22 protein-coding genes are annotated in these 25714 nt (G+C 57.9%); 13 read left to right on the top strand and 9 right to left on the bottom strand.

Going from position 1 to position 25714, the window contains the following annotated elements:
• Nucleotides 1-42 precede the first annotated feature (42 nt).
• Complete coding sequence (locus ALB80_RS11950; protein WP_050604303.1) at nucleotides 43-909, bottom strand: LysR family transcriptional regulator; 867 nt, start codon at nucleotides 907-909, stop codon at nucleotides 43-45.
• A 108-nt stretch (nucleotides 910-1017) separates the two neighbouring features.
• Between ALB80_RS11950 and ALB80_RS11945 the strand changes: the two genes are divergently transcribed.
• From ALB80_RS11945 to ALB80_RS11915, 7 genes are all read left to right on the top strand, one after another.
• Nucleotides 1018-2562, top strand: a complete 1545-nt coding sequence (locus ALB80_RS11945) for a trimethylamine methyltransferase family protein (RefSeq protein WP_050604302.1) — start codon at nucleotides 1018-1020, stop codon at nucleotides 2560-2562.
• Nucleotides 2559-3851: an aspartate aminotransferase family protein gene (locus tag ALB80_RS11940; protein WP_050604301.1), complete on the top strand. Its 1293-nt coding sequence runs from the start codon at nucleotides 2559-2561 to the stop codon at nucleotides 3849-3851. Before ALB80_RS11945 ends, ALB80_RS11940 begins: the two co-directional genes overlap by 4 nt.
• Nucleotides 3848-6247: an FAD-dependent oxidoreductase gene (locus tag ALB80_RS11935; protein ID WP_050604300.1), complete on the top strand. Its 2400-nt coding sequence runs from the start codon at nucleotides 3848-3850 to the stop codon at nucleotides 6245-6247. The genes ALB80_RS11940 and ALB80_RS11935 overlap by 4 nt, the downstream gene beginning before the upstream one ends.
• Complete coding sequence (locus ALB80_RS11930) at nucleotides 6244-8655, top strand: FAD-dependent oxidoreductase (RefSeq protein WP_050604299.1); 2412 nt, start codon at nucleotides 6244-6246, stop codon at nucleotides 8653-8655. The genes ALB80_RS11935 and ALB80_RS11930 overlap by 4 nt, the downstream gene beginning before the upstream one ends.
• 3 nt (nucleotides 8656-8658) lie before the next feature.
• Nucleotides 8659-10026 (top strand): amidase, encoded by a 1368-nt coding sequence (locus ALB80_RS11925; protein WP_050604298.1) that lies wholly within the window; start codon nucleotides 8659-8661, stop codon nucleotides 10024-10026.
• Nucleotides 10027-10028: 2 nt separating this feature from the next.
• Nucleotides 10029-11699 (top strand): thiamine pyrophosphate-binding protein, encoded by a 1671-nt coding sequence (locus ALB80_RS11920; protein WP_050604297.1) that lies wholly within the window; start codon nucleotides 10029-10031, stop codon nucleotides 11697-11699.
• A 149-nt stretch (nucleotides 11700-11848) separates the two neighbouring features.
• A complete protein-coding gene (locus tag ALB80_RS11915) occupies nucleotides 11849-12193 on the top strand; it encodes a RidA family protein (RefSeq protein ID WP_050604296.1) in 345 nt (114 codons plus the stop codon).
• Nucleotides 12194-12342: 149 nt separating this feature from the next.
• On the opposite strand, the gene ALB80_RS11910 is transcribed toward ALB80_RS11915, so the two are convergent.
• The 6 genes from ALB80_RS11910 to ALB80_RS11885 form a co-directional block, all read right to left on the bottom strand.
• Entirely contained in the window at nucleotides 12343-13281 is a 939-nt protein-coding gene (locus ALB80_RS11910; protein ID WP_050604295.1) for a hypothetical protein, read from the bottom strand.
• 7 nt (nucleotides 13282-13288) lie between these two features.
• Nucleotides 13289-14602: a TRAP transporter large permease gene (locus tag ALB80_RS11905; RefSeq protein ID WP_050604294.1), complete on the bottom strand. Its 1314-nt coding sequence runs from the start codon at nucleotides 14600-14602 to the stop codon at nucleotides 13289-13291.
• Nucleotides 14603-14606: 4 nt separating this feature from the next.
• Nucleotides 14607-15140, bottom strand: a complete 534-nt coding sequence (locus ALB80_RS11900) for a TRAP transporter small permease (protein WP_050604293.1) — start codon at nucleotides 15138-15140, stop codon at nucleotides 14607-14609.
• Nucleotides 15141-15209: 69 nt separating this feature from the next.
• Complete coding sequence (locus ALB80_RS11895) at nucleotides 15210-16187, bottom strand: TRAP transporter substrate-binding protein (protein ID WP_050604292.1); 978 nt, start codon at nucleotides 16185-16187, stop codon at nucleotides 15210-15212.
• 52 nt (nucleotides 16188-16239) lie between these two features.
• A complete protein-coding gene (locus tag ALB80_RS11890) occupies nucleotides 16240-17490 on the bottom strand; it encodes an FAD-binding oxidoreductase (protein WP_050604291.1) in 1251 nt (416 codons plus the stop codon).
• On the bottom strand, nucleotides 17487-18620 hold the full coding sequence (locus ALB80_RS11885; RefSeq protein WP_050604491.1) for an enolase C-terminal domain-like protein: 1134 nt from the start codon (nucleotides 18618-18620) through the stop codon (nucleotides 17487-17489). The genes ALB80_RS11890 and ALB80_RS11885 overlap by 4 nt, the downstream gene beginning before the upstream one ends.
• A 97-nt stretch (nucleotides 18621-18717) precedes the next feature.
• Between ALB80_RS11885 and ALB80_RS11880 the strand changes: the two genes are divergently transcribed.
• Entirely contained in the window at nucleotides 18718-19638 is a 921-nt protein-coding gene (locus ALB80_RS11880; protein ID WP_050604290.1) for a LysR family transcriptional regulator, read from the top strand.
• Here ALB80_RS11880 and ALB80_RS11875 read toward each other — a convergent pair.
• The gene (locus tag ALB80_RS11875; protein ID WP_050604289.1) at nucleotides 19599-21293 is read right to left on the bottom strand and encodes a thiamine pyrophosphate-binding protein; all 1695 of its coding nucleotides are present in this window, start codon (nucleotides 21291-21293) and stop codon (nucleotides 19599-19601) included. The genes ALB80_RS11880 and ALB80_RS11875 overlap by 40 nt on opposite strands.
• A gap of 112 nt (nucleotides 21294-21405) precedes the next feature.
• Between ALB80_RS11875 and ALB80_RS11870 the strand changes: the two genes are divergently transcribed.
• Together ALB80_RS11870 and ALB80_RS11865 are read left to right on the top strand one after the other, a co-directional pair.
• Nucleotides 21406-22110: a GntR family transcriptional regulator gene (locus ALB80_RS11870; protein ID WP_050604288.1), complete on the top strand. Its 705-nt coding sequence runs from the start codon at nucleotides 21406-21408 to the stop codon at nucleotides 22108-22110.
• Nucleotides 22107-22817: an aspartate/glutamate racemase family protein gene (locus tag ALB80_RS11865; RefSeq protein WP_050604287.1), complete on the top strand. Its 711-nt coding sequence runs from the start codon at nucleotides 22107-22109 to the stop codon at nucleotides 22815-22817. The genes ALB80_RS11870 and ALB80_RS11865 overlap by 4 nt, the downstream gene beginning before the upstream one ends.
• A gap of 104 nt (nucleotides 22818-22921) precedes the next feature.
• Here ALB80_RS11865 and ALB80_RS11860 read toward each other — a convergent pair whose 3' ends face one another.
• Nucleotides 22922-23692 (bottom strand): transporter substrate-binding domain-containing protein, encoded by a 771-nt coding sequence (locus tag ALB80_RS11860; protein ID WP_050604286.1) that lies wholly within the window; start codon nucleotides 23690-23692, stop codon nucleotides 22922-22924.
• A gap of 121 nt (nucleotides 23693-23813) precedes the next feature.
• Between ALB80_RS11860 and ALB80_RS11855 the strand changes: the two genes are divergently transcribed.
• From ALB80_RS11855 to ALB80_RS11845, 3 genes are read left to right on the top strand one after another with little or no spacing between them, the layout of a single operon-like run.
• Nucleotides 23814-24554, top strand: coding sequence for an amino acid ABC transporter ATP-binding protein (locus tag ALB80_RS11855; protein WP_050604285.1), 741 nt, complete (start codon nucleotides 23814-23816; stop codon nucleotides 24552-24554).
• Nucleotides 24555-24563: 9 nt separating this feature from the next.
• Nucleotides 24564-25322: an amino acid ABC transporter permease gene (locus ALB80_RS11850; protein ID WP_050604284.1), complete on the top strand. Its 759-nt coding sequence runs from the start codon at nucleotides 24564-24566 to the stop codon at nucleotides 25320-25322.
• Between the two features lie 11 nt (nucleotides 25323-25333).
• The gene (locus tag ALB80_RS11845) at nucleotides 25334-25669 is read left to right on the top strand and encodes a carboxymuconolactone decarboxylase family protein (RefSeq protein ID WP_050604283.1); all 336 of its coding nucleotides are present in this window, start codon (nucleotides 25334-25336) and stop codon (nucleotides 25667-25669) included.
• The last annotated feature ends 45 nt before the right edge of the window (nucleotides 25670-25714 follow it).

The raw sequence follows: 25714 nt of genomic DNA, 5'->3' as shown, positions 1-25714 counted from the left end.
GCGCACGTGCTCCTCACAGGCTGGGCACTGCCGGGTACACCCTCAACCTTGCGAAACCAGCCACTGGAGCACGTTCTGAACTTCGCGTCGGTCCCGGCTTTCGTCCTGGGCTTCGACAAAATAGCCATGCGTTGGTTTGATATCTTCGTCGAAAAGGCGCAGCACGCGCCCTTCTCTGAGGTCTTGATCGATCAGCGGCAACCAACCCACAACCGCACCTTGTCCTTCGGCTGCGCCGCGCAACAGAATATTAGCATCTTCGAAGATCACGCCCTCCAACGCGGATGAGGGCTGCACGTTCATTGCGACAAACCAGTCAAGCCACCCCCAGTGGTTACGTTGGTGTAGGATAGGTTTGTTCAGCAGGTCCTCGGGCGTGTCAATTGGCCCGTATTGTTTGATGTACTGCGCGCTGGCGATAGCGACAGGCCGTAGTTCCAGCAACTTGAGTGCACCACGTGGCATATCCGCCAGGCGATGCCAGCTCAGGACAATATCTGCATGCGTCTGATCGCCCATGCGCGGGCGGTAAAAGGGCACGACCTCAAGCTCAACCCCTGGGAAACTCTGCCACAGATCGCTGATGCGCGGCATCAGCCATCGGGCTGTCAGAATGGGTCCAGCAGCCAGGCGCACAACCTTGCGTGATGTTCTGCGCAGGGTTCCAACCGTGTCTTCCAGCAGTCCAAACGCCTGCGCCGTTGTCTCGGCCAGCCGCTTTCCGTCTTCTGTCAGCCTGACTTCACGCCCTACACGTTCAAACAGCAACGTGCCCAGTTGACCTTCCATTCCACGGATGTGGTGACTGATGGCCGTTGGTGTCACCGCAAGGCGCTCGGCCGCAGCACGAAAACTGCCAGCCTTGGCCGCAGCGTCGAAAGCGCGCAGCGCGGATAGAGATGGAAGCATGAGGTTCTCACTGATGAGTTCAACTCACTAAATGCTGAGGAAAGACCATTTGTAAATAGGCCATTATGGCCGCAACTATTGCAGATAGTTAAACTGGACTCATGCAAAATGACCTCTACCGCCCGCAGGCGTGGCCGCAAGCAGCGGCTGAACCAAACAACTGAACCCGCGTTGAACCCTCCGGTCTGGCCGGGTGTCAATGGTGGGCGGTTTAAGCCGCTTTTGCCTGACGAGGCGGCGCTGGTTGAAGAAACGGCGCTGACGCTGCTGGAAACGCTTGGCCTTAGCCAGGCTATTCCGTCGATGATCGACAAGGTGCTTGCGGCAGGTGGGTCGATGACGGCCGACAACCGTTTGCTGTTCCCCCGCGCGTTGGTGCAACAGTCCATCGTTGATGCAAAGCGCAACTTTCCCCTTTGCGCTCAAACACCTGAACACGACCTGGATATCAGCAACGCCCGCGTGCACATGTCCAGCGGCGGTGCGGCCCCCGGCGTGTTTGACCTGGAAACGGGCAACTACCGGGATTCAACACTGGCTGACCTGTATGACGCGGCTCGGATTGTCGACCAGATGGAAAACATCCACCATTTCAGCCGTTCGGTTGTCGCCCGGGACATCGAAGACAATGCGGTGATGGACCTCAACACCGCTTATGCCTGTCTGGCAGGCACGTCCAAACATGTGTCGATGTCGATCAGCGCGCCTGAAAATGTGTCCACGATTGCGCAGCTATGTTATGCCGTCGCCGGCAGCGAGTCGGCTTTTCGCGCCCGACCTTTCCTGACCGTAATGGTGTGCCACGTTGTGCCACCCATGCGCTTTGCCGGAGAGGCATGTGAAGTGCTCGAAGCCGCAATTCTGGCGGGTTTCCCGGTTCAACTTATCAGCGCCGGACAAGCTGGGGCAACCAGCCCGGCCACCATTGCCGGATCGTTGGTGCAGGCCGTGGCCGAAACGCTGGCGGGGCTTGTGTTCGCCCGCCTTGTTGACCCAGAGGTCAAGGCAATCTTTGCGCCCAAACCGCTGGTTGCAGATCTGCGCACCGGTTCGATGTGCGGCGGCGGTGGAGAACAAGCGATTCTGATGGCTGGCGCTGCGCAGATGGGGCGGCATTTCGATCTGCCAACCTCCTCTATCGCTGGGATTACCGACGCCAAATGTCTGGATGCGCAATACGGGGCCGAGAAATCGCTGGCTGTGACCATGGCTGCCCATGCGGGCTCGAACATCGTTACTCAAGCTGCGGGAATGCAGGCCAGTTTGCTGGGCGTCAGCCACGCGGCCTACGTCAGCGACAATGATATGCTGGGCAATATCCTGCGAACCCTACGCGGGATCGAGGCCACGTCAGAGAATATTGCCGCCGATGTAATCGCCGACGTTTGTCGGGGTGAAGGGCACTATCTGGGCGAACAACACACGTTCAACCGGATGAAATCAGATTATTTCTACCCTGAAATCGGGGATCGCAAGACACCGCGGGAATGGCAGGAAGACGGTTGTCGACTAGTGGGGGACATCGCGCGGGACAAAGCGCGCGAGATAATGTCCGGCCACTTCCCACAGCACATTCCTGATGACGTTGATCGGGCGCTACGCGCGCGTTTCGACATTCGTTTGACACGACAGCAAACCGGCAGATCCTCATGAAAAGTCAAAGCCTCAGCGCCCGCGCCCATGCCGTGATGCCCGGAGGTGTCAGTCACGAGTTGCGGTATAAAACCCCACATCCGATTTATTTCGAGAGGGCCCAAGGGGCCGAGAAATGGGATGTGGACGGCAAGCGCTATATTGATTTCAAACTGGGTGCTGCCAGTCAGATACTGGGTCACGCCCATCCCGAAATCGCCGAAGCTGTCGCCCTGCAGATGGCGCGGATGCCCTATACCGCTGATTGTCATCCGCTTGAGGTCGAATGGGCCGAATGGCTAAACCGTCTGTTTCCATCTGCCGCGCGGGTACGTTTCACAGGATCCGGCACAGAATCGACGATGCTGGCCCTGCGACTGGGCCGTGCGCATTCGGGCCGTGATAAAGTGCTGCGCATCGATGGCCATTTCCACGGCTGGCACGACATGTTGATGAAAGGTGCCAAACCCGGCATCAACACAGCGCCTTCTTTGGGTATACCGCACGCTGTCACCGATATGACGGTGATATCTCCCTTGGATCTGGGCGCTGTCGCCGAACTTTTGGACAGCGACCCGCAGATCGGAACCGTTTTTGTCGAGGCATCCGGCGCAAATTACGGTTCGGTCCCGCTGCCGGACGGGTTCTTGCAGGGGGTGCGGACTCTGACTGATCAAACTGGTCATGTGCTGGTCTTTGACGAGGTGATCACCGGCCTGCGCTGGTCGCCAGGCGGACGGCAGGCGCGTGACGGAGTGACACCGGATCTGACCACGCTGGCCAAGATTGTCACCGGAGGTCTGCCCGGTGGGGCAGTTGTCGGCCGGGCTGATATCATGGATCTGCTCAGCCCCAGTGAAACCCGCGACGGGCTGTCGCCTCCGGTCAGCCACAAGGGCACCTTCAATGCAGCCCCTTTGGTGGCTGCCGGTGCGGTCAAGGCGATAGAAATCCTCTCGACCGGTGACGTTCAGACCCACGCCGATGCAATGGCCGCGCGCCTGCGCGATGGCTTCAACGCTGTATTCCGAGCATTGGACGTACAAGCATTGGCTTATGGCGACAGCTCGACCTGCCATCTTTATTTCGGCGGGCGATCCATTGACGGGCTGGATGCCGCCGCAATCCGCAAAACACCCCCCGCTGTTGTCAAAGGTTTGCGAGACGGGTTGCTGGAGAGAGGCGTGGACTTCATGTCCTTCACCTCCTGCGTCACTGGTCTGCCACATACACCCGACCTGATCGACGAGGCGGTCGTGCATTTCCGCGACACCGTATCCGATCTCATCCGCGACGGAGTGCTGTCATGACATTGCCCACCCATGCCCGAACCGTCATCATCGGCGGTGGTGTCATCGGCTGTTCGGTCGCTTATCATTTGGCGCGCGAAGGGCGGAAGGACATCGTTGTTCTGGAACGCTCGAAACTCACCAGCGGCACCACATGGCACGCGGCCGGTCTGGTGCGGCGCTTGCGGCCTTCGGCGACACTGACGAAGCTGATCAACTATTCCATCGATCTTTATGGCGAGCTTGAACGTGAAACCGGGCAAGCTACGGGCTGGACTCAAACGGGTTCACTGACGCTTGCCACCAACCAAGACAGGCTGACCAATATCAAACGTCAAGTCTCGCTTGGCCGTGCCTTCGGGCTTGAGGCCGAGGTTGTGGATGCGACCCGTGCCAAGGATCTGTGGCCGCTGATCGAGGTTGATGATGTGATTGGCGCTGTCTGGTCGCCCTCGGATGGGCGGGTCAACCCCTCTGACGTGGCTTTGGCGCTATCCAAAGGCGCACGGGCGCGAGGGGTTCAGATCTTTGAAGATACCCGCGTGACTGGCCTGCAAAAGAAAAGCGGTCGGATATCTGCCGTCGAGGTCGGCGACCACGTCATTGAGGCCGACGAGGTTGTGATCGCCTGTGGGCTCTGGTCGCGCGAGGTCGCGGCAATGGCCGGAGCGCACATGCCGCTTTATGCTTGTGAACATTTCTACATCCTGACCAAACCCTTGCCCGAGGTTCAGGCCCTTGGAAAAGGCGTACATCTGCCCACGTTGAACGATCAGGACGCTTTCCTTTATGCCCGTGACGATGTTGAAGGGCTACTGGTGGGCTCGTTCGAGCCACACGCCAAGGGTCTGCCGCTGGAAAAATTGCCTGCCGATTTCTCATTCGATCTGCTGGATGAGGACTGGGACCATTTCATGCCGATGATGGAAAACGCCCTGCGCCGTATTCCGGCGCTGGAACGGGCCGAGGTGCGGATGTTGCTGAACGGGCCTGAAAGCTTCACCCTCGACAGTCAGTTCATTCTGGGCGAAAGCCCCGAAGTGCCAGGGCTGTTTCTGATGGGCGGGATGAACTCCACCGGTATTGCTCTGGCTGGCGGAGCAGGCAAAGCGCTGGCCGAATGGATTATTGCCGGTGAACCCACCATAGAGCTGAACGAGGCCGACATTCGCCGGTTCAGCCCTGAAATGAACGTCCTTGGCGCGCTGGAAGCCCGCATCCCCGAGGTGCTGGGTCGGCACTATGACAATCCTTTTCCCGGGCGCACGATGGAGACAGCGCGAGGTCAGCGCCGGTCGCCCATTCATGCCGGGTTGGTGGCCGCCGGAGCGCAATTCGAAGCCCGTGGAGGTTGGGAGCGCGCGGTGCATTTCGGTGGCGAAGCCGCCCATCTGCCGCTGACCTTTGGTGTACCAGCCTGGCGTGATCAGGTTGGACAAGAGGTTGAAGCCTGCCGCAGCGGTGCGGCCATTCTGGATCAAAGCGCCTTTGGCAAGATCATGGTGCAGGGGCCGGATGCATGTGCCTTTCTGAACCGGCTCTGCGCCGCGCAAATGGATATCCCCGAGGGCCGTATCGCCTACACTCAGATTCTGAACGCGCGCGGCGGTGTCGAAAGTGATCTGACCGTGCAGCGGCATTGGCCTGAAACCTATCTGATGATCGTCGGCGCCAATGAGACCGTCCGTGTGATGCAACGGATGCGGGACACTAGGACTAACTATCGTGCCGAGTTCTCTGATGTGACTAGTGGATATGCCATATTGGGGCTCGCCGGAGCGAAAGCGCGCGAGGTTCTGCAAGTAACGACAAACACACCTGTGCCCGAACTGAAACGCTTCCGGTTCGCCCCGGTTGAGATTGGTCTGGCGCGAGGATGGGCGGGGCGGCTCAGCTTTACCGGCGAAGAAGGCTATGAACTCTACATCCCGGCCGAGATGGCGATGGCTGCGCACGAAGCGCTGGTCGCTGCTGGGGCAAGCCATGCGGGGCTTTATGCCAGCGGATCGCTTCGCATCGAAAGTGGCTTTAGGGCTTTCGGCCACGAACTGACACCGGGTACCACTCCGCTTGAGGCCGGGTTGGGCGTGTTCTGCGCCATGGGTACCGGGTTTGTCGGTGAAGATGCCTTGCAGGACCACAAACCCAAGCGGCGCATCGTTTCGATCTTGTTTGACGATCCCGCTGCGATCCCCTTGCATGATGAGCCTATTTACTTCGATGGCAACGTAGTGGGCCAGATCACCTCGGCCGCGTGGAGTTACCGGTTTGGCCGCTCAGTGGCGCTTGGCCTGATCAACGCTCCGCTTGATCTTCTGGAAACACAGGATGTTGTGGACGGTTTCGAAGCCGAGATCGCTTGCACAGGCTTTGCCGCCAAAGCTTCTCTCAAACCCGCAAAGGTAGCTTTCGCATGAGCGATACGATCCAATCCACACGGGTAGCCATTATAGGCGGCGGCATCATGGGCGTTGCCGCGCAGTTTCAGCTGGCGGAAAACGGATGGACTGACACGATCCTGTTTGAAAAAGCAGAACTGACCAGCGGTTCCACATGGCACGCCGCCGGTCAGATCGCCCATGCGGTTGGCAGCCGCCTTATGGGGTGGATCAACAAAACCTCCATCGAAACCTACAAGCGGGTCGAGGCCGAAACCGGGCAAAGCATCGGCTGGCACGAAGTCGGCGGCATCCGGATTGCCACCACCGACGATGAAGTCGATTGGATGAAATCGATCATGGGCGTGGGCAAGCTGTTGGACCTGCCAATGGATCTGATCGGCTCGGAAGAGGTGGCGCAGATCAACCCGTTTTACAGGGTTGATGACGTGAAGGCCGCGGTTCGCACCTATGCGGATGGGCATATCGACCCCTCAAGTGTGACCATGGCGCTGGCCGTCGCAACCCGATCGCGCGGTGCGCGGATCGAACGACACAACCGGGTAATCGGGGCCTCTCGCAAAGGCGATATGTGGCTGCTGCAGACGGAAAAGGGTGACGTTCTGGCCGAACATGTGGTGATTGCCGCCGGCTCATACGCCAATCAGGTTGGTGAGTGGTTCGGTTTGAAAATCCCCTCGGTGTCCTGTCTGCATCATTACCTTGTGACGGACACCGTGCCGCAGTTCGCCGACAGGCCGGAGCTACCCGTGATGCGCGACAACGCGTATGGCGGCTACATCCGGCAGGAACAGAAATCCGGCTTGATCGGAATTTATGAAGGCCATGTCTGCCCGACAGTCTGGGAAATGCCCAAAGGTGCGCCATGGGCAGCGGAGAATGAGCTGTTTCAGGCCGATTATGACTCGATCGGCGATTTTCTTATGGTGGCCTTCGACAAAATGCCGATCCTGGCCGAGCTTGGTATCAAACGTGTCGTGCGTGGGGCCATCACGCACACGCCCGATGGTGGGATGTTGGTGGGGCCATCTGGTGCCCCAAATGTCTGGCTGTCCTGTGGTTCGTCCATCGGGTTGGCGTGGGGCGGCGGTGCGGGCAAGGTGCTCGCCGATTGGATGGTGCATGGCGAGGCCGAGATCAACACGCGCGGCTTCGATCCCCGCCGTTACGGAGATTTCGCCTCGGACAGCTTCATCGTCGAGCGCACCAAGGACGAGTTCATGCGCCGCCATGACACGCCGTGTCCGGGCAAGCAGTTCGACAGCCTGCGACCGTTGAGAAAGCACCCGTTGTATGACCGGCTTGCCGTCAAGGGCGCAGTTTTCGGTGAAATCGCCGGATGGGAGCGCCCGCGCTATTTCGGTGAAGTGGGAGAAGTTGAGCAGATCGGCTGGGGGCATCAGCGCTGGCACGAAAACGCCAGCGCCGAAGCTGAGACCACCCGCAATTCTGCCGGTGTGATAGACCTCTGCGCGTTTGCCCAATTCGAAATCTCAGGCAAGGATGCAGGCGCTCTGTTGGACAGGCTTTCGGCCAACCGTATTCCGACGAAAGACGGGCGGATCAGCTTGAACCATTTGCTGACATCACATGGCCGTTTCGAGACCGAGATCACTATCTGGCGGATTGCTCAGGATCGGTTCTTCACCGGCTCTCCCATCGCCCGGGCCGCCCCGGATTTTGACTGGATCAGATCACACATCCGTCCGGGCGAGGATGTGACCATGATCAACCGTTCGGCGGATTGGGGGATGTTGGCGTTGTCCGGCCCTGCGTCGCGCCGTATCTTGTCCGAGCTTACCGATGCCGACCTGTCCAACCGCGCCTTTCCATGGCTTTCGGGGCAGGAAATCCGTGTTGCGGGCATTCCCTGCTATGTCTTGCGGGTCTCGTTTGTTGGCGAGTTGGGGTGGGAATTGCACGCGCCGTTAGGTCAGATCGGTGATCTCTATGACGCACTATTCGAAGCGGGGGCCAAGCATGGGCTGACCGATCTGGGTTCCTATGCGTTCAACGGGATGCGCATGGAAAAAGCTTATCGCGCCAGTGGCGAACTGACCACGGATGTTGGCCCGCTTGACGTCGGACTCGACCGTTTTGTTGTCAGCGAAGGGCGTGATTTCCTGGGCCGCGACGCGTTGTTGAAACGCGATCCGACATGGCAGCTGTTCTACGCAGAGCTACATGCAGATGACATCGACATTCACGGTGGAGAACCGGTTTTACTGAACGGAAATCCCGTGGGTCTGACGACGTCGGGCGGGTACGGGTACACGATTGGCAAGTCGCTTGGCTGGCTGTTTGTCCGAAAAGGTACGCCGCAAACAGGTCTCAGTGTCCGAATTCTGAATCGTGACATCCCGGTGACCGTCCATCAGGATGCGCTTCTCGACCCGCAGAATCTGCGGCCGCGATCCGAGGAGTGACACTTGCTGCAACGAACAAATATCATTGAGAAATCGGCGACCGACCTTGCGACCGATCTGCGCGCCCAAACCCTGAGTAGTGATGAAGTTCTTGACGCGTACCGTACCCGTGTCGAAGACGACACAGCCGGGGTGAACGCTTTTGTCACGTTGGACTGGGACGCCGCAAGTGCTCGGGCCGATGAATTGGACAAGATGGCTGTGCGCGGGCAGTTTGCCGGACCGCTGCATGGGCTGCCCATCGCGATCAAGGATTGCTTTGAGACCGCCGGTCTGCGAACCACGCACGGGTCAAAAAGCTTTTCCGAACATGTCCCTACAAAAGACGCGCTCCACGTGGCGCGCCTGCGGGCGGCTGGTGCCATTATTGTTGGCAAAACAAACACGCCCGAGTTCACTTTTTCCGGTCAAACCACGAACTTTTTAGCAGGCACGACGCGCAACCCGCTAAACCCTGAAAAGACGGTCGCGGGTAGCTCTGGTGGCGCCGCGGCCGCGCTGGCCGCCAACATGGTCGCGCTTGCTGATGGCTCGGATCTTGGGGGCAGTGCCCGTACACCTGCCGCATGGTGTGGTGTGGTCGGTATGCGCCCCACATCGGGTTTGGTGCCTATGGATCCGAACCCGGCCCCTTTCGACGGGTTGTCCGTTCCATGCCCAATGGCGCGCACCGTCTCAGACCTCGCTTTGATGCTCAGCGTGATGCAGGGGCCGACGCCCAACCAGCCCCTTGGTTTTACCGGCAGTTACCCGGACCCCGCCGCGTTGGACATCCCGCTGACGGTCGGACGCGCGGCGTTGAGCCTGGCGCCCTTTGGGGCCAGTGTTGATCCTTCGGTAAAGGCGGCTTTGGCCCCGGTTGCTGATCTGTGCCGCGATCTGGGTTGGCTCGTCGATGAAGACATGGCCCCGGACCTTACCCCGCTGCTTGCACATAACAACATCATTCGGGGCCAATGCGCCTTGCAAATGCGCGCTGCTCTGAATCCAGACATGTCATTGGCAGGCGAGAGCTACCGCACCGCCTGCGCACAGGGTGAAGGGCAAAGCCTGTCTGATCTGATCGCCTATCAAACGACGCGCCGTCAAGTCTGGGACTCGGTTGTCACGTTTTTCACCCGCTATGATTTTGCCCTTTGGCCCACCGCCACTGGTATGCCGTTCAGCGCTGACCTGCGCGACAGCGAAATCACCGAGGACTGGCGCACAGTCACTCTGACACCCACGATGGAGCTTCCATCGGTTTCTATCCCCATGGGCCAGTCTTCGGACGGTATGCCTGTGGGTCTTCACATCACCGGCCCGAAAGGATCGGACGAACGGCTGCTGCGCTTTGCCCGCCAGATTGAACGCCAAATTTCCGGAGACTGAACATGACCACCATAAATGGCGGAGAAGCCGTCTATCGCGTTCTGAAAACCAACGGCATCGATACCGTTTTTGGATTGTTGGGCGGTTCAATGCTCGAGCTCTACGACGCCATGTATCAGGGCGGTCAGATCGCCTATGTGGGCGCGCGCGACGAACGTGCTGCGGGTCATATGGCCGATGCCTGGGCGCGGATGACGGGTAAACCTGGTGTGGTTCTGGGGGCACAGGCCGGGCCCGGCGTGGTCAACATTGTGACTGCAGTGGCCGAGGCGCAACTGGCCTATTCACCGCTTGTTGTGATTGCCGGAGCGATCACTCGCGCCGATCAATGCAAGGACACGTTTCAGGAAATCGATCAAGTCGCGCTGTTTGCGCCCATTTCCAAACGCTCGGTCATGGTGACAGACCCTGCGAGGCTTGCACCGATGCTTGAAGACGCCATCCGGTTGGCAAATACAGGCCGGCGTGGTCCAGTGGTGCTGCATGTCCCGCGTGACTTGTTCGCCGCAGGCATACCGGCCTTTGAGCCTGCTCCAGTGAATATTGCGCGCGCGGGTCCTGCCGCGCCCTCGGACATAGCCGCCATTGCAAAGCTGTTGTCAGAGGCCCAAAGGCCGGTGATTTTTGCCGGTGGGGGATTCAAATGGGGGGCAGGGCGTGATGCCCTCATGGCGCTGGCCGAAAAACTTGAAGTACCGGTCGTCGCCTCAACCGGTCATGCCGACGTCATGCCCCACGGGCACCCGTGGTTTGCGGGGCAGGCTGGCCCACGTGGTAACGTGGTCGCCAGCAGGCTGACTCGCGATGCAGATGTCATGGTGGTGCTTGGTGCCCGGCTTGGGTTCAACTCGACCTTTCATTCCAACGATTATGTCGGAGCCGACACCCGGATCGCCCATGTCGATATCGAAGGCGCAGCGGTTGGCCGGTACTTCCCGGCCGAAATCGCAGCGCAAGGCGACGCCCGCCTGACAGCCGAAGCTCTGGCCGATATTGCGCCCCGGCCAAACTGTGATCCCTGGCGCGCGGCCTTTCGTGCCGATATGGACGACCTCGCAGCCGAGCGCACCGCTGAGGCAGCTCTTGAGAGCTTGCCCATGCACCCACGCCGAGCGCTGGCCGAAATCCGCGACACGCTTCCGGAAGACGCCATCGTAACACTGGACACCGGCAACACGTGTCTGCAGGCCGCCGACCGGCTGGCACATTATGCGCCGATGTCTTTGATCACACCCTTGGACTTCGGCCTTGTCGGCTTTGGCCTTGCCGCCGCAATCGGGGCCAAGGCGGCAGCACCGGATCGCCCCGTCATAGCCCTCATGGGAGATGGCGCCGTCGGCTATACGATGATCGAAATTCAGACGGCTATTCAGAACAACCTTCCGATCACGATTGTTGTTTTGGATAATGAAGCATGGGGGGCCGAGAAAGCCTATCAGCAGGAGTTTTACGGTGGTCGGTTACTGGGTGCCGAAATCCGCTCGCCCCGCTTTGACAAATTCGCAGAGCTGTGCGGTGGCCAAGGTATCTGGGTCGATGGCCCGGGTGACATGGGGCCAGCGCTGGAGCAAGCCATCGCGTCGAATGAAACCACTGTTATTCAGGCAAAGATCGACCCCGGCGCTTTGATGACCCTGCGCAAAGACCTGTTCAAAACGCCGCAAACGAGTTGACTACTCAGCATATGCGCACTGCCGATCCGGCGAGACTGACACCACCGTCCGGGAAGTGTTGATATTCCTGAATATCGGGGCTGGCAGTTCGGGTTGTTTCGCTCTATCGCCCGTTTGGAACAACCCACCCGCGACAGGAGTTACCAGCCGTGACCATTACCCGCATCGAAACCGGCCAGCGCATGAGCCGCATCGTCAAGCATAACGGAACCGCCTATCTGTGCGGTCAGGTTTCGGATGCCGCCACGGTGGCTGATCAGACCCGCGACATCCTTGCCAAAGTCGAGGACCTGCTGGAGAAAGCTGGCAGTGACAAGACGCGTATCTTGCAATGTGTGATCTGGCTGTCAGATATGGCGGATTTTGCTGAAATGAACGCCGTCTGGGACGCTTGGGCGCCCGAAGGCCACGCGCCTGCCCGCGCCTGTGGCGAGGCGAAGCTGGCCCGCGATATTCTGAAGGTTGAGATGATCGTTACCGCGGCCTGCGACTGATCATTGCAAGAAACCCGCCCTGTACCGATTTTCGGTGCGGGGCGTAGCCCTTGTTTGCGAAACTGTCAAAAACCGGATGCAATCCGAAGCTGGCGGCATAAGTGTTAACACAAATGATTACCCGGTTTGGTGCTAACTTCGACGCTTTTTCACCAGTCGGACGCGGGATTTTTCTTTCTGTAAAAACGCTGCATGACCATTGGAGTCAGATACATTGGAATCTGATAGGCCCCGATAAAGGCCATGACGGGTGCGGTCACGTCAATTGGCAACGCTACAAAGAAAAGGGCGATGTTCCGGTTGCCTGCGATAAGCGACATGGCCGTGGCCTTTGGCTGCGGTAGCCTGCCGGACGTCAGAAAAAACACTATGATCTGACTGCCAAAATTGGCCAGGCACGCGAGTACGATCCAAAACAGGGCAGTGGCGGGGTCTTTCAACGCCATGGCACTGACTGCAGGCATCAATCCGATAACAAAAACGGCCAGAGTGATTGCGCCCAATCCTTCCAAGTTCAAAAGCATGGCTTGCGAAGGATTTCGCAGCACTTTGCGCCTTACGAAAATGGCTGCTCCGGTTGCGCACAAGATTGTCAGCGACAAGCGCAAACCCACCCACAAAACAGATTGAATGTCACCCAACTCGGGCATGAGCAGGAAAACGGGCAGTGCCGTCAGGGGCAACAGGGCTGTGCCAACCACCATTAGCCGCATAGCGTGCTCTGGTGCGTGCCCCATCATCATGCACATATTCGGACTGCCTGCTATGGAAGGGGCCGCGGCCATGATCAGCAAGGACAGAAGGACTGGCGTTCCGATCCACCCTCCGACATATCCTATTCCCAACAGGATCATCGGAATCACGAGCTGAAACCCAACGATCGTGACTACCACTTTGGGCAGGTCACTCAGCGATCCTAAGATCGCTTCTGGGTCCATCCTCAGCACGGTGACGAAGAGCAACAGTACAACCAGGGGCGGAAGCAGGCCCCGCATCGGTTCAGCCAAGGCCGGCAGCAGCAGACCTGCGACCAGACCACTGATCAGTACAAATGGACCTTGACGCGCCGCCAGATGAAGCGGGTTCAAAGCTTATCTACCCTCCAGAGGTTTGTCGCAGGTTCTCGGGCAACCAAGTCGCGAGATCGGGGAACCAGATCAGGATAAAGACCATCAGCACCATGATCAGGAACATCGGAATGGCCGCCCGTGCGATGTAGCTCATCTCGTGGTTGGTCATGCCCTGCATGACGAACAGATTGAACCCGATCGGGGGCGTGATCTGTGCCATCTCAACAACGACAACGATGAAGATACCGAACCAGATCAGGTCGATCCCGGCGTCGCGGATCATGGGTTCGACCACGGCCATGGTCAGCACGACCGAAGAAATGCCGTCCAGAAAACAGCCCAGAATGATGTAGAAGACCAGCAGCACCATGAGCAGTTCAAACCGGGTTAGCTCCCATCCGGCAATCAAATCGGCCAGGCCACGCGGCAGGCCGGTAAAGCCCATGGACAACGAAAGGAAGGCCGCGCCCGCCAGAATGAGGGCAATCATCGCGCTGGTGCGCGTGGCTCCCATCAGGCTTTCGGTAAAGGTTTTCCAGGTTAGCGATCCCTGACCCGCCGCCAATAGCAGCCCGCCGATGACCCCAAATGCTGCGGCCTCGGTCGCGGTGGCATACCCCAGATACATTGACCCAATGACCACCATGATCAGCAGTATTACAGGCAGCAGAAAACGCGAGTTTTTGATTTTCTCGGAAAAGCTCAGTTTGGTTTCGGTATCGGGGCTCCAATCCTTACCGAGCTTGGAATAGATAGCTACGTAACCCATGAACATCGACGCCAGTACCAGACCCGGCAGAATTCCGGCGAAGAACAGCTTGGTTATGGATTCATTGATCGTCACGCCGTATACGATCAGGGTCAGTGAGGGCGGGATCATCAGCCCAAGTGTGGCGGCCCCGGTCAATGTCCCGATGATCATCCGCTCGGGGTAATTGCGCTTACGCAGCTCAGGGATCGACATCTTTCCAACCGTTGTCAGCGTGGCCGCTGAGGAGCCCGAGACGGCCGCGAATACCGTACATCCAACGATATTTGTGTGTACCAGCCCGCCAGGCAAAGGAGCCATCCATGGGGATAAGCCCTTGAACATGTCTTCGGATAATCGCGTTCGGTACAGGATTTCGCCCATCCAGATGAACATGGGCAGTGCGGTCAGGGTCCATGACGACGATGCCGACCAGATGGTGGTGATCATAACATCCCCGACGGGGCGGGTAGTGAACAGCTCCATCCCGACCCAGGCAACACCCATCAGGGCCAAACCAACCCAAACGCCGGTGCCCAGCAAGGTGAAGAGAACAAACAGAAAGAGGATAATGACAGAGAGGTTTTCCATAGGCTTACTCTCCGTGGCTCTGGTCGGCCAGATCGCGGGTGATGCGGTGGTCGCCCTTGAACAGCACGTGGATCAGGTGGTCGGTCAGGGCGATGGCAAGGATGATAGCACCGATCAACATTGCAGATTGCGGGATCCAAAGGGCAGTTTTGTCCTGTCCCTGGCTGATGTCGTTGAACTTCCAGCTCCAATAGACAAAGCGGTAAGCGTACCAGCAAAAATACCACATGACGGCTGTGGCGATTGCAAAACACCAGACTTCCAATATGCGACGGACACTGTCGGGCACCGCGTTCAGAAGGATTGAAACGCGAATGTGGCTGCCTCGGTTCAGCGCATTGGCAAAGGCCAGAAAGGACGCGGCGGCCATGGCATAACCTGCATAGTCGGGTGCTCCGGGGAACACCTCACCGGTCCAGCGGGCCAGCATCTGCACGACGATCAACAGCAGGATCGCAATGAGGCTGAGAGCCGCAAGTACCCCCGCCGCCTGATAGATAAAGTCCAGTACGGACCGAAGCCCTCGCAATACCGCCATGCTGTCCCCGCTGTGTTTTGATTGGATGCGAAAAAGGCGGCAGGATGAACCGCCGCCCAATTCGAAAGGTTACTGAGACGCGTTGAACGTTTCGACGATGGCCTTGCCTTCGTCACCGGCTGCTTCCAGCCATTCATTGGTCATGGTCACGCCGATCTCTTTCAATTCCTGCACCATTTGGTCGGATGCCGGACCAACCGTCATACCGCCATCCCGCAAACCCTGCAGAGTGAAACCAGTATATTCCTTGGCGCGCCAGTTCCCTGCATACTCGGCTAACTCGGCGCACCCCTTAATGACGTTTTTGCTAGCGTCTGAAACGCCCGACCAGACGTCCGAGTTCACCATCACGTAGTTGCGCGGAAGCCAGGCATCGACCTCGTAGAAGTACTTCAGGCTTTCCCAGACCTTGCGGTCGTAGCCGGTCGAACCCGAAGAAATCATAGAATCTGCAACACCGGTGGCAAAAGCCTGACTGATTTCCGCAGCCTCGATGGTCACGGGCAGCATCCCGGTCAATTCAGCCAACCGCGATGTAGCGTTGTTATACGAGCGGAACTTAATGCCCTTCATATCGGCGACAGAAGTCACTTCGTCCTTGAAATACAGGCCCTGAGGCGGCCACGGCACCGCATACAGCAACGTTAGGTTCTGTTCGGCCAGCACTTTTTCGATAGATGGCTTGGCAGCTTCCCAAAGTTTGGCGCTATCGTCGAACGACGTTGCCAGGAACGGGATGGAGTCAAACCCGAACAGCGCATTTTCGTTCTGGTGACCGGATAAAAGGCGCTCACCAATCGGGGCCTGCCCGGTCTGGATCGCGCGTTTGATATCGGCACCTTTGAACAACGAGCCGGAAGGGTGCGTAACGATTTCGATCTCGCCACCTGTACCGGTTGTCACGCATTTTGCGAACTCAGCGCCTGTTGCCGAATGGAAGTTCGACGCCGAATAGGCCATTGGCATGTCCCATTTTTCGGCCATGGCCGGTGCTGCTGCAGCTGTGGTCAAAGCTGTCGCTGCCAGAAGATTTGTCAGTTTTTTCATCGTTTTCTCCCTATTGAGTTTTAGAATACCGATGTTTTTCATCAGCTTGTTCTTATGTCGTGTAGCGCGACGGCGCGTAAACGCTCACATCCGCGTTCGGGGTTCTGCCTGCGATCATCTGCGCCAGAAGACGTCCAGTTTTTGGCCCGCCTGTCAGGCCAATGTGATGGTGTCCGAAGCCCATGTAAGCACCTTGGATACCGGGCACGTCGCCAATGATCGGGATCGAGTCAGCCGGGGCGGGCCTGTGCCCCATCCATTCCACTTCCTCCTTCCATGTTATGCCCGGAAAAGCCGCCCGGGCATTTTTGCGCATCAATTCAAACGGTGCGCGTGAGGGCGGTGCATCCAACCCTCCGAACTCTACAATTCCCGCCAAGCGTATGCGCCCATCCATGGGTGTGGCAACAAACTTACCTGAGGCGACCATGACCGGGCTGCGTGGCATTGCGGAAGGCTCCACCAATTCAAGATGATACCCACGTTCGCTTTCAAGAGGAACAGAAACCCCCAATCGTTTTGCCAATGGTCCCGACCAAACGCCAGCCGTTACAATGGCTGTGTCGCACGCAATGGTCTCACCGTCCGCGCGCACGCCTGTGACGCTGCCATTTTCGCGCGTAACATCCTCGACATTGGCACGGATGATCCGACCTCCCTGATCTTCAACATGCGCAGCTAGATCTTTCACATACCGCCCCGGATCGGTGATATGGCCATGGTCTGATAGCTTGGCCGCAAATCCGATATCCGGGCTGAATACGGGGTCGTAATCGTGGAACGCCTTGCCTTCCAATTCTTCCCACGCGAAACCGTACTTGCGCCGAATGCTCCAGCCAAAGGCATCGCTTTCGAAATGGGCGCGGTTTTCATAAAGGAACAGATAGTCGCTGGGGACGATCCATTTCTCGGCGCCGGTTCCTGCAGCCAAAGCCTTGTGGTCGTTCAGGCTGTCGCCCACGATGGGCGTCAGGGCCGCAGCGATCCGTTCAACATCTGCGGCATTTGCGTGGCTCAAGTACTGCCTGAGCCACGGCAGCAGCTTTGGTAGGTATCCCCATTTCAGGAACAGTGGCTGAGAAGGGCTTAAAAGCATCTTGGGTGCTTTGCCGAGCAACCCCGGAACCGTCACGGGTATGATAGAGCAGGACGCTAAAACTCCGCCATTGCCATGCGAAGTTCCTTCGCCCGGCCCGGCCTTATCGATCAGAATCACGTCATGGCCATCGCGCTGTAGCCAGACTGCAGCGGATACACCGACAATTCCGGCCCCGATGATGGCTATGGTCTTCTTCTCACTCACGCGGCCACCGCCTTGGACACTGCGTAGTGGTTCAGTTTGCTCAAGTCGGGCTTGCCGCCAAGACCGGGGCCGTCGGGAACGCAGACCTGTCCCTTACTGACCTGGAACGGTTCTTCCAAAATGTCTTCTTTCAGGAAATACGACGCCTGATAGAACTCGCAGCCCAGAGTGATTTCCGGTGTCGCGGCAATCATGTGCGTGCCCGCCAAATGGGCAAGCCCAGCCTCGAACATATCGCCGCCATAGGCGGTCAGACCGTGTGCAGCCGCAATGCGCGCTACGGTCTGACCGCGCGTCAGGCTGCCGGACTTCATGATCTTGACGGAAACACCATCGCAAATCCCCTCGCGTGCCGCGCGCTCCATGTCTTCAGGGCCAAACACGCTCTCGTCTGCCAATAGCGGAACATCTGTCATTTGCCTCAGCTTGGACATCATGCCGTAGTGGTGGGCGCGCACGGGCTGCTCGATGAAATCGGGATCGAATCGGGCGACGTCTCGGACCTGTGCCGGGGCATCTTCGATTTTAAGTCCCTGATTATAATCCACACGCACCGAAAACTCGGGGCAGTTCTGAGCGAGGTATTCCAGCCGCATGATGTCAAAGGCGTGATCCTTGAACCCGGTTTTGAGTTTCACGATCCGGACACCATCGTCGTGCAACCTTGCCAACAGGTCGATATCCTGCGCGAAGTCCGGATTGGCGATGGAGCAACTGAGCGGGATCGTATCCCGGAACTTGCCGCCCAGCAAAGACCAGACCGGAACGGAGCTGATCCGGCCCGCAAGATCCAAAAGCGCGGATTCCAGCGCCGCTTTGGCTTCTGTGCAATGCGCCACGGCATAAGCCGCGCGCGCCATGATCGCGGATCTATCACCGACACGCGCATTCAAAACAAGCGGGCGCAGATATCGATCCAACGCGGCAAAGGTCGCCTCTGGGGTGCCAGTGAACACCGACCACGGTGAGGCTTCGCCAAATCCTTGAGTGCCGTCCTCGGATGTCAGCCGCAAGATGACAACCTCACAAACGCCTTCCACAGATCCAATGCCGTGATCCCGCCGCGAGTTTACCGGCAGCTTTAGGTGCCATAGGTCATAGCCCGTGATTTTCTGTGACAGATCGCTCATTCGGCCCCCTGTGGATAAACGGAAGCCTGCCTTGACCAGCATATCATTTCAAATACTATATCTTCGACAGTTCATCATAAAAAATGATATATTGCCGATGTCATTGCGTTTTCGCCAGCTTCAAGCCTTTCACGCCATCATGGAAACCGGAACCGTGACGGGGGCGGCGTCGGTTCTTGGGATCTCGCAACCCGGCATCAGCAACCTTTTGGCACAGTTGGAACGAGAGGCGCGATTGCCTCTGTTTGAGCGCAACAAGGGCCGTTTGCTGCCCACCCCGGAAGCCGAACTGTTGTACCATGAGGTCGACACTGTAGTGCGTGGGTTGGATCACGTTGCCCAAGCGGTGACGGATCTGCAGAACAAGCATCCCGGTCAGTTACAGGTTGCTGCCCCGCACCTGTTGTCTTTTGGCTTCATGCCTCGAGAGATCGCGCGGTTTGCCGAAAGCCGTCCGAACCTGTCCGTCAGCTTTCAGTCGCAATATTCGTCGAAGATTCAGGAGTGGGTGACATCTGGCCTATTTGAGATCGGCATCGTTGAGATGCCGATCCTGCACGACACGCTGAACTACCAGGTGTTTCAGTTCGAAACGCTGGCGACCTTCCCTGAAAACAGCCCGTTGGCGGCGTATGACGTTCTGACGCCGGAAACTATGGAAAACGAGCCTTTTATCGTCATGGGGCCGGAGCATCAGACGCACCGAAAAACCCGAGACATTTTCCAGCGTGCCGGGCGCGTATGGCGCACGCAGATTCACACGCACTTGTCTGAAAACCTGCTTAGCTTCGTGAAGCAAGGCATGGGGGTCGCCATGATCGACCCCTTTACCGTTACCTTCGATGAAGAGAGCGGGTATCAGACCCGCCCTTTCAAACCAGCGGTCATGCTGGAGCTTGCAATCATCACGGCCAAAAGTCGCCCCCTGTCCAGGATCGCTCAGGAGTTTCTGGAGCAACTGACCCCGTCAATAGCCTCTTACGCTACCCACTCGGAAACGGGCGCGGCCGCGTCGTGAAGCTGTTGTGAATGGATGTCGACCAAGGTGGGACCGTCATGTTCGATGGCCTGCTTCAAGATGTTTGGCAGGTCTTCGGGGTCTTTGACCGTCCATGATTTTACACCAAAGGCAGACGCCACCGCGGCATGGTCCGTGCGGTCGAAGTCAACGTTGTAGAATCTTTGGCCAAAGCCCGCATCCTGACCCGCCTTGATCCAGCCGAAGACCGAGTTCGAAAAGACGATCGAGGTGATCGGCATCTTGTGCCGCACCATCGTTTCGAACTCACCGCAGGTGAAACCAAACGAACCGTCACCCATGACAGCGAGGGTCTTGACCGACGGGCGCCCGACATGCGCACCCATCGCCGCACCTAACGAATAGCCAAGCGCGCCGTGGGCTCGATTGGTGATGAAATGCCGCCCCGGTTTCTGCCAACGGTAGTGTGCACTGAAATAGGGGCAGGGGGTGCCGGGATCAGCAACAACTATCGCGTCGTCATCCAGAATATCCATTAACGCAGCCATGACAGTTTCGGGCCGGATCGGCATTTCGCGGCTTGCGGCCAAGGGCGCAAAGGCCGCCAGTTTGGCATCCCACGCTGCGCGGGCCTTTTCCGCCCCTCCTTGCAGGTTCAGGTCCTGCCGACCCTCCAGTGCACGGGCCAGAGCTTCCAGCGCCAGGCGGGCGTCTGCACAGATTGCCACTTCGGTCTGGTAGTTTGCACCAATAACCATTGGATCGCTGTCGATGTGAATAATCGTTGCATCGCGCCCGGGGCTTCTCCACCGTTCGGTTGTGACCGAACCGGCGCGGCATCCAATGAACAGGACAACATCCGCCTGATCGACAACGGCGCGTGTCGCGGGGACGCCGCCGTTCGACCCGACAACGCCCAAAGACAGCGGGTCGGTTTCAGCGACAGAGCCTTGGCCGGATACGGTCGTGGCAATGGGCATATCCAACAGGCCGGCGACCTGCCTCAAGGCGTCAAAGGCTCCGGACAGGACTGGCCCGCCACCGCAGACCGCAACAGCGGATTTGGCCCGTGCCAGAATGTCCGCCGCCGCTTCGACCGCATCCATGTCCGGTGCAGCGCGCTCGGCAGGATAACTGCGATGCCTTTCATCCGCCCAGATTTCAGCCTCGTCTACTGGTGCTTTCTGCGTGTCGAAGGGCAAAGCCAGATGCGTGGCGCCCGGCGTGCCTGTTGTCATTGCCCGGAAGGCGGCCCGCACCATGGCCGGAAGCCGCGCGGCGTCGTCCAGAGAGGCGTTCCACTTGGCCAATGATTTGAACAGGGCGGGCTGGTCCAACTCGGTCAAAGGGTATTTGCCCCGGCTGGTTGTCGCGACGTCCGAGGTAATCGCCAGTATCGGAACCGAGCTTTCGTTGGCTTCAACAACGCCAGGCAGGATGTAAGTCGCGCCACCGCCCGAGGGGCCCTCGCAGACACCAGGCTTTCCTGTCACGCGCGCATAGCCATCCGCCATATAGGCTGCGTGCCGTTCGTCCCGGGTCAGAAAGTGCTGAATACCGTGATCCATGCGCGACAGAGCGTCATAGAACGGCAATGTTGTGTCGCCGCACAGACCAAACATGTGTTTCACGCCATGTGCTTCGAGCATACGCACCATTGCCTCTGCTCCGGTCAGATAATTCGTCCCTGTCATGATCCGCGAGTCCCTTGATTCCAATCTGTACGCAGATCTGTATACAATTTTGTATATTGATTTCAAGTTCTGCGTGTGGCACCTGTGACTCGTAAGAGGAAAGGCAGGGTTTATGGCGGGTCCACGCGTCGATGACATTTATGATCAGGTTAAGGCGATGGCGGTCTCGTTCCGACTGCGGCCCGGGGATCGTCTGAACGAAGTTGCCCTGTCCAAGGATCTGGGCGTCAGCCGGACTCCATTGCGCGAGGCGTTGAACCGCCTCGTCGCCGAACGGCTGTTTGATTTCCGCCCGGGACAGGGATTTTTCTGCCGTCCGTTGGATGCACAAAGCGTGTTTGACCTGTTCGAACTGCGCCAGATTATTGAAACTGCTGCCGCTCGTGCGGCCTGCGCCAAAGCGTCGGATGAAGACCTGCAGATGCTGAAGGATGAGCTTTATTCAACGGGCATCGACATCAGCGGCCTGACCGTCGAGGAAGCCGTCAGCCGGGACGAGGCGTTTCACCTTGGGATTGCAAATCTGTCGGGCAACATGGAGCTCTTGCGGACCCTGACGCGGATCAACGAGCGGATCCGCTATATCCGTTGGATTTCAATGAGTATGGACCGGGTGCACCGTTCAAAGGATGAACATAAGCGCGTTATGCAGGCGTTGATCGAACGGAACGCGGATGAGGCCGCGCGAGTTCTGGGTGTTCATATCGCCAAGCGCATGGATCAGGTGCAGGACGCCGTGCGTCATGGGATCACCAGCATCTATATGGAAGGATCCGAAGACGTCTCGGCGCGAATAATCGAGGAGGTCGAGGGATGATCACGCAGGGCGGAAAATCCATCTATGGCGCATCCGTCGGTATTTTGATGCTGGATGCCCGGTTCCCGAGAATCCCCGGGGATATGGGCAATGCGTTGACCTGGCCGTTTCCGGTTCTCTATCGCATTGTCCGTGATGCTTCGCCGGATCGGGTGGTTCGGCACCGGGCCGAGGGGATGCTTGATGCCTATATTGATGCGGCGCGGGATCTGGTGCGGGATGGTGTGGACGGAATAACCACCAATTGCGGCTTTCTGTCCTTGTTCCAGAAAGAACTGGCCGAAGCCGTCCCGGTTCCGGTGGCCACGTCCTCCTTGATGCAGGTCGAGATGGTGAACTGCATTCTGCCTGCGGGAAAGCGCGCCGGGGTTTTGACCATTTCCGCCTCTACCCTGACCAAAGACCATCTGCTGGCTGCTAACGTGCCATTGGATACACCTATTGGAACAACCGAAGGCGGGCAGGAATTCACTCGCGTGATCCTTGGAAACGAACTAAGCTTGGATGTTGGGAAAGCGCGCGAAGACAATGTTCAGGCTGCGTTGGCGTTGGTTGCGGACAACCCTGACTTGGGTGCGATCGTGCTGGAATGCACGAATATGTGTCCCTATGCGTCCGATATTCAGCAGGCGACCGGGTTGCCGGTGTTCTCGATCGTTTCATTCATCAAGTGGTTCCAGGCGGGTCTGAGCCCACCGCCTTACTGAGCACGAAACACCTGGCGCAGTGAGTAAACTGCAGGTTAAACCCCAATTGAAAACGCCCGGTCTTTTGGACCGAGCGTTGAATTGCAAGTGGTGTCTGAAACCTGTCAGAGGCCCCATTTCTCGCGGTTCGCTTCAAAGAAACCCTGCGCTTTTTTTACTTCGATCCAGTTGTTCACGTAATTGATCCAGACCTGATCGCCCTGCGGCAGGATCATTGCAATAGGCGACGGCGACCGAGGGCCGGCATTCTTGACACGGACCACTGGGAATTTCACCTCTAGGGTCGATCCTTCGATATTCGACGTGATGAACACATCCGCGCGCCCGGCGATCACCTCTTGAAAACCGCGGGCCGGGGCTTCGACCACTTTGATCTCGGCATTTGGAAACCATTCACGTACGCGCTTTTCAAACGTGGTGCCCAACGTGGTGGCAACTGTGACGCCCGGTTGGTTGATAGAGTCGTAGCCGTCGAAATTGTCCGCTTTGTCTTTGGTCGTATAGGGGAACAGTTCCACCGCGATGTAGCTGTCTGAGAAACCGGCAACCTTCATGCGCGGCGGAGAGATCGAGGCCGAACCGGTCAGGTGGTACTTGCCAGCCACCACGCCATTGACCAGCGTTTTCCAGTCGGTGGGTACATATTCGACCTCAACCCCCAGATCGGTGGCCAGTTCGTTCATGATGTCGATGTCATAGCCTTTATAGCTATTGGTGGCGGGGTCGCGCAGCGACATGGGGTTCCAGTCACCGGTGGTGCCCACCTTGAGCACGCCGGAATCCAGAATCTCGTTGAGCGCGGATTGCGCATGTGCGGCCCCCGACAGTACCAGCCCAAGCGCAGCTGCAGCCGCTGCTTTCAAAAAAGTGTTCATTGGTTTCTCCTGTTGGTGGTGTTTCTGTCTTGTCGCCGTGTTCATCATTGATTTAACCCGAAAGAGAAAGATAACCTCAAGAAAATATTACAACTTGACCAAAACAGGGACAGACCAGCTTATGCCAGACGCCGCAATCGAACTTGTGGGTGTGAACAAGTGGTTCGACACGTTTCACGTACTCAAGGATATAAACCTGACGGTCAACAGCGGCGAAAAGGTGGTGATCTGTGGCCCTTCGGGGTCAGGTAAGTCCACTGTTGTTCGGTGTATCAACCAGTTGGAAAAACACCAGAAAGGCACCATCCGCGTAGACGGAGTCGAGCTGACGAATGACGCAAAATCTGCCGCGACCATACGGTCCGAAGTTGGAATGGTGTTTCAACAATTCAACCTGTTCCCGCATTTGACCGTGCTGGAAAATCTGACGTTGGGCCCGATCAAGGCGCGGGGTCTGAGCCGTAAAGAGGCCGAGGAAAAAGCACGTCATTATCTGGAACGCGTGCATATTCCAGATCAGGCAGACAAAAAGCCCGTTCAACTGTCTGGCGGCCAACAACAACGCGTTGCCATTGCGCGATCCCTGTGCATGGAGCCGCGTGTTCTGTTGTTCGACGAGCCAACCTCGGCACTGGACCCCGAGATGATCTCGGAAGTGTTGGACGTGATGGTCGCGTTGGCCAATGAGGGCATGACCATGGTGGTCGTCACGCATGAGATGGGTTTTGCCCGAAAGGTAGCCGATAAGATGATTTTCATGGACGCCGGTGAGATCGTCGAAGAGGGCAAGCCCGAACATTTCTTCACCAACCCGCAATCCGAGCGGTGTCGCAAATTCCTGTCGCAGATTCTGCAGCACTGAGAGGGGCCGATGAAAAAAATTCTTCTGATATCGTCCCTGCTTTTGCTGGCGGGTTGTTCGTCTTCCCAGACTTGGGGCTGGTATGTGATTAATCCGACCACGGCATCGGGCTGGATCAATGTGAAATTCCTGATCTCGGGCATGTGGGCGACGATTCAGATCTCGTTGATTGCGGCGGTTCTGTCAATTGTCGTGGGGTTGATGGTGGCTTTGCCGGGGCTGTCCGAGAAACGCGGCTGGAGGCTGGTCAACAGGGTTTATGTGGAATTTGTCCGGGCCATTCCACTGCTGCCTATGCTGTTCTGGGTCTTTTACGGTTTGCCCATCGTGTTCCAGTCAATGGGAATGAGTGTCCCGATTGACCCATTCTGGGGCGCAATCATCACGCTGGCGATTTCGGACAGTGCGTTCACCGCCGAGATATACCGGGCAGGCATTCAATCCATCGCACGCGGTCAGCGCGAAGCGGCGCAGACCATCGGGCTGAACTATGTGCAGACCATGCGCTATGTGATCCTGCCACAGGCGATCCGGCGTATTCTGCCGCCTTTGGCAAACCAGTTCATTTACATCGTCAAGATGAGCGCTTTTGCCAGCGTCATCGGGATGCAGGAACTGACTCGCCGTGCAAACGAATTGGTGGTGACGGAATACCGCCCGCTGGAAATATACACTTTGCTGATTTTCGAATATCTGATCCTGGTTTTGATCATCAGCGCTGGGGTGCGTTGGCTTGAGCGACGCATGGGCGCGGACGAACGAGGATAAGGAGCAGACAAATGGACTGGAAAGATTTCATGGCCGAGACTGAGGCCAATATCGGAACATTCTCGCAGGAAGTACCGGAAACCGTTCGCGGTTTTGGCATCATGGGCAAGGCCGCTAAAACGGATGGTGTGTTGAGCGAAAAGACCAAGGAATTTATGGCCCTGGGTATAGCCATTGCCACCCGATGCGACAGCTGCATTGGGTTTCACGTGCGCTCTCTGGTTCGGCTGGGTGCCACACGAGAAGAAATGTGCGAGGCGCTGGCCATGGCGACGTACATGGGCGGCGGCCCGTCTTATGCCTACAGCGCCAAAGCGCTTAAGGCTTTTGACGTGTTTTCCGAGTGAGAGTGAATTGTAATGATCCGGCAACGCCAGCTGCATTGGGTGTGA

Source organism: Ruegeria sp. 6PALISEP08 (assembly GCF_001238295.1).
In the GTDB taxonomy this organism is placed as follows: Bacteria; Pseudomonadota; Alphaproteobacteria; order Rhodobacterales; family Rhodobacteraceae; genus Ruegeria.
This window is presented reverse-complemented; position numbering and strand designations above follow the sequence as displayed.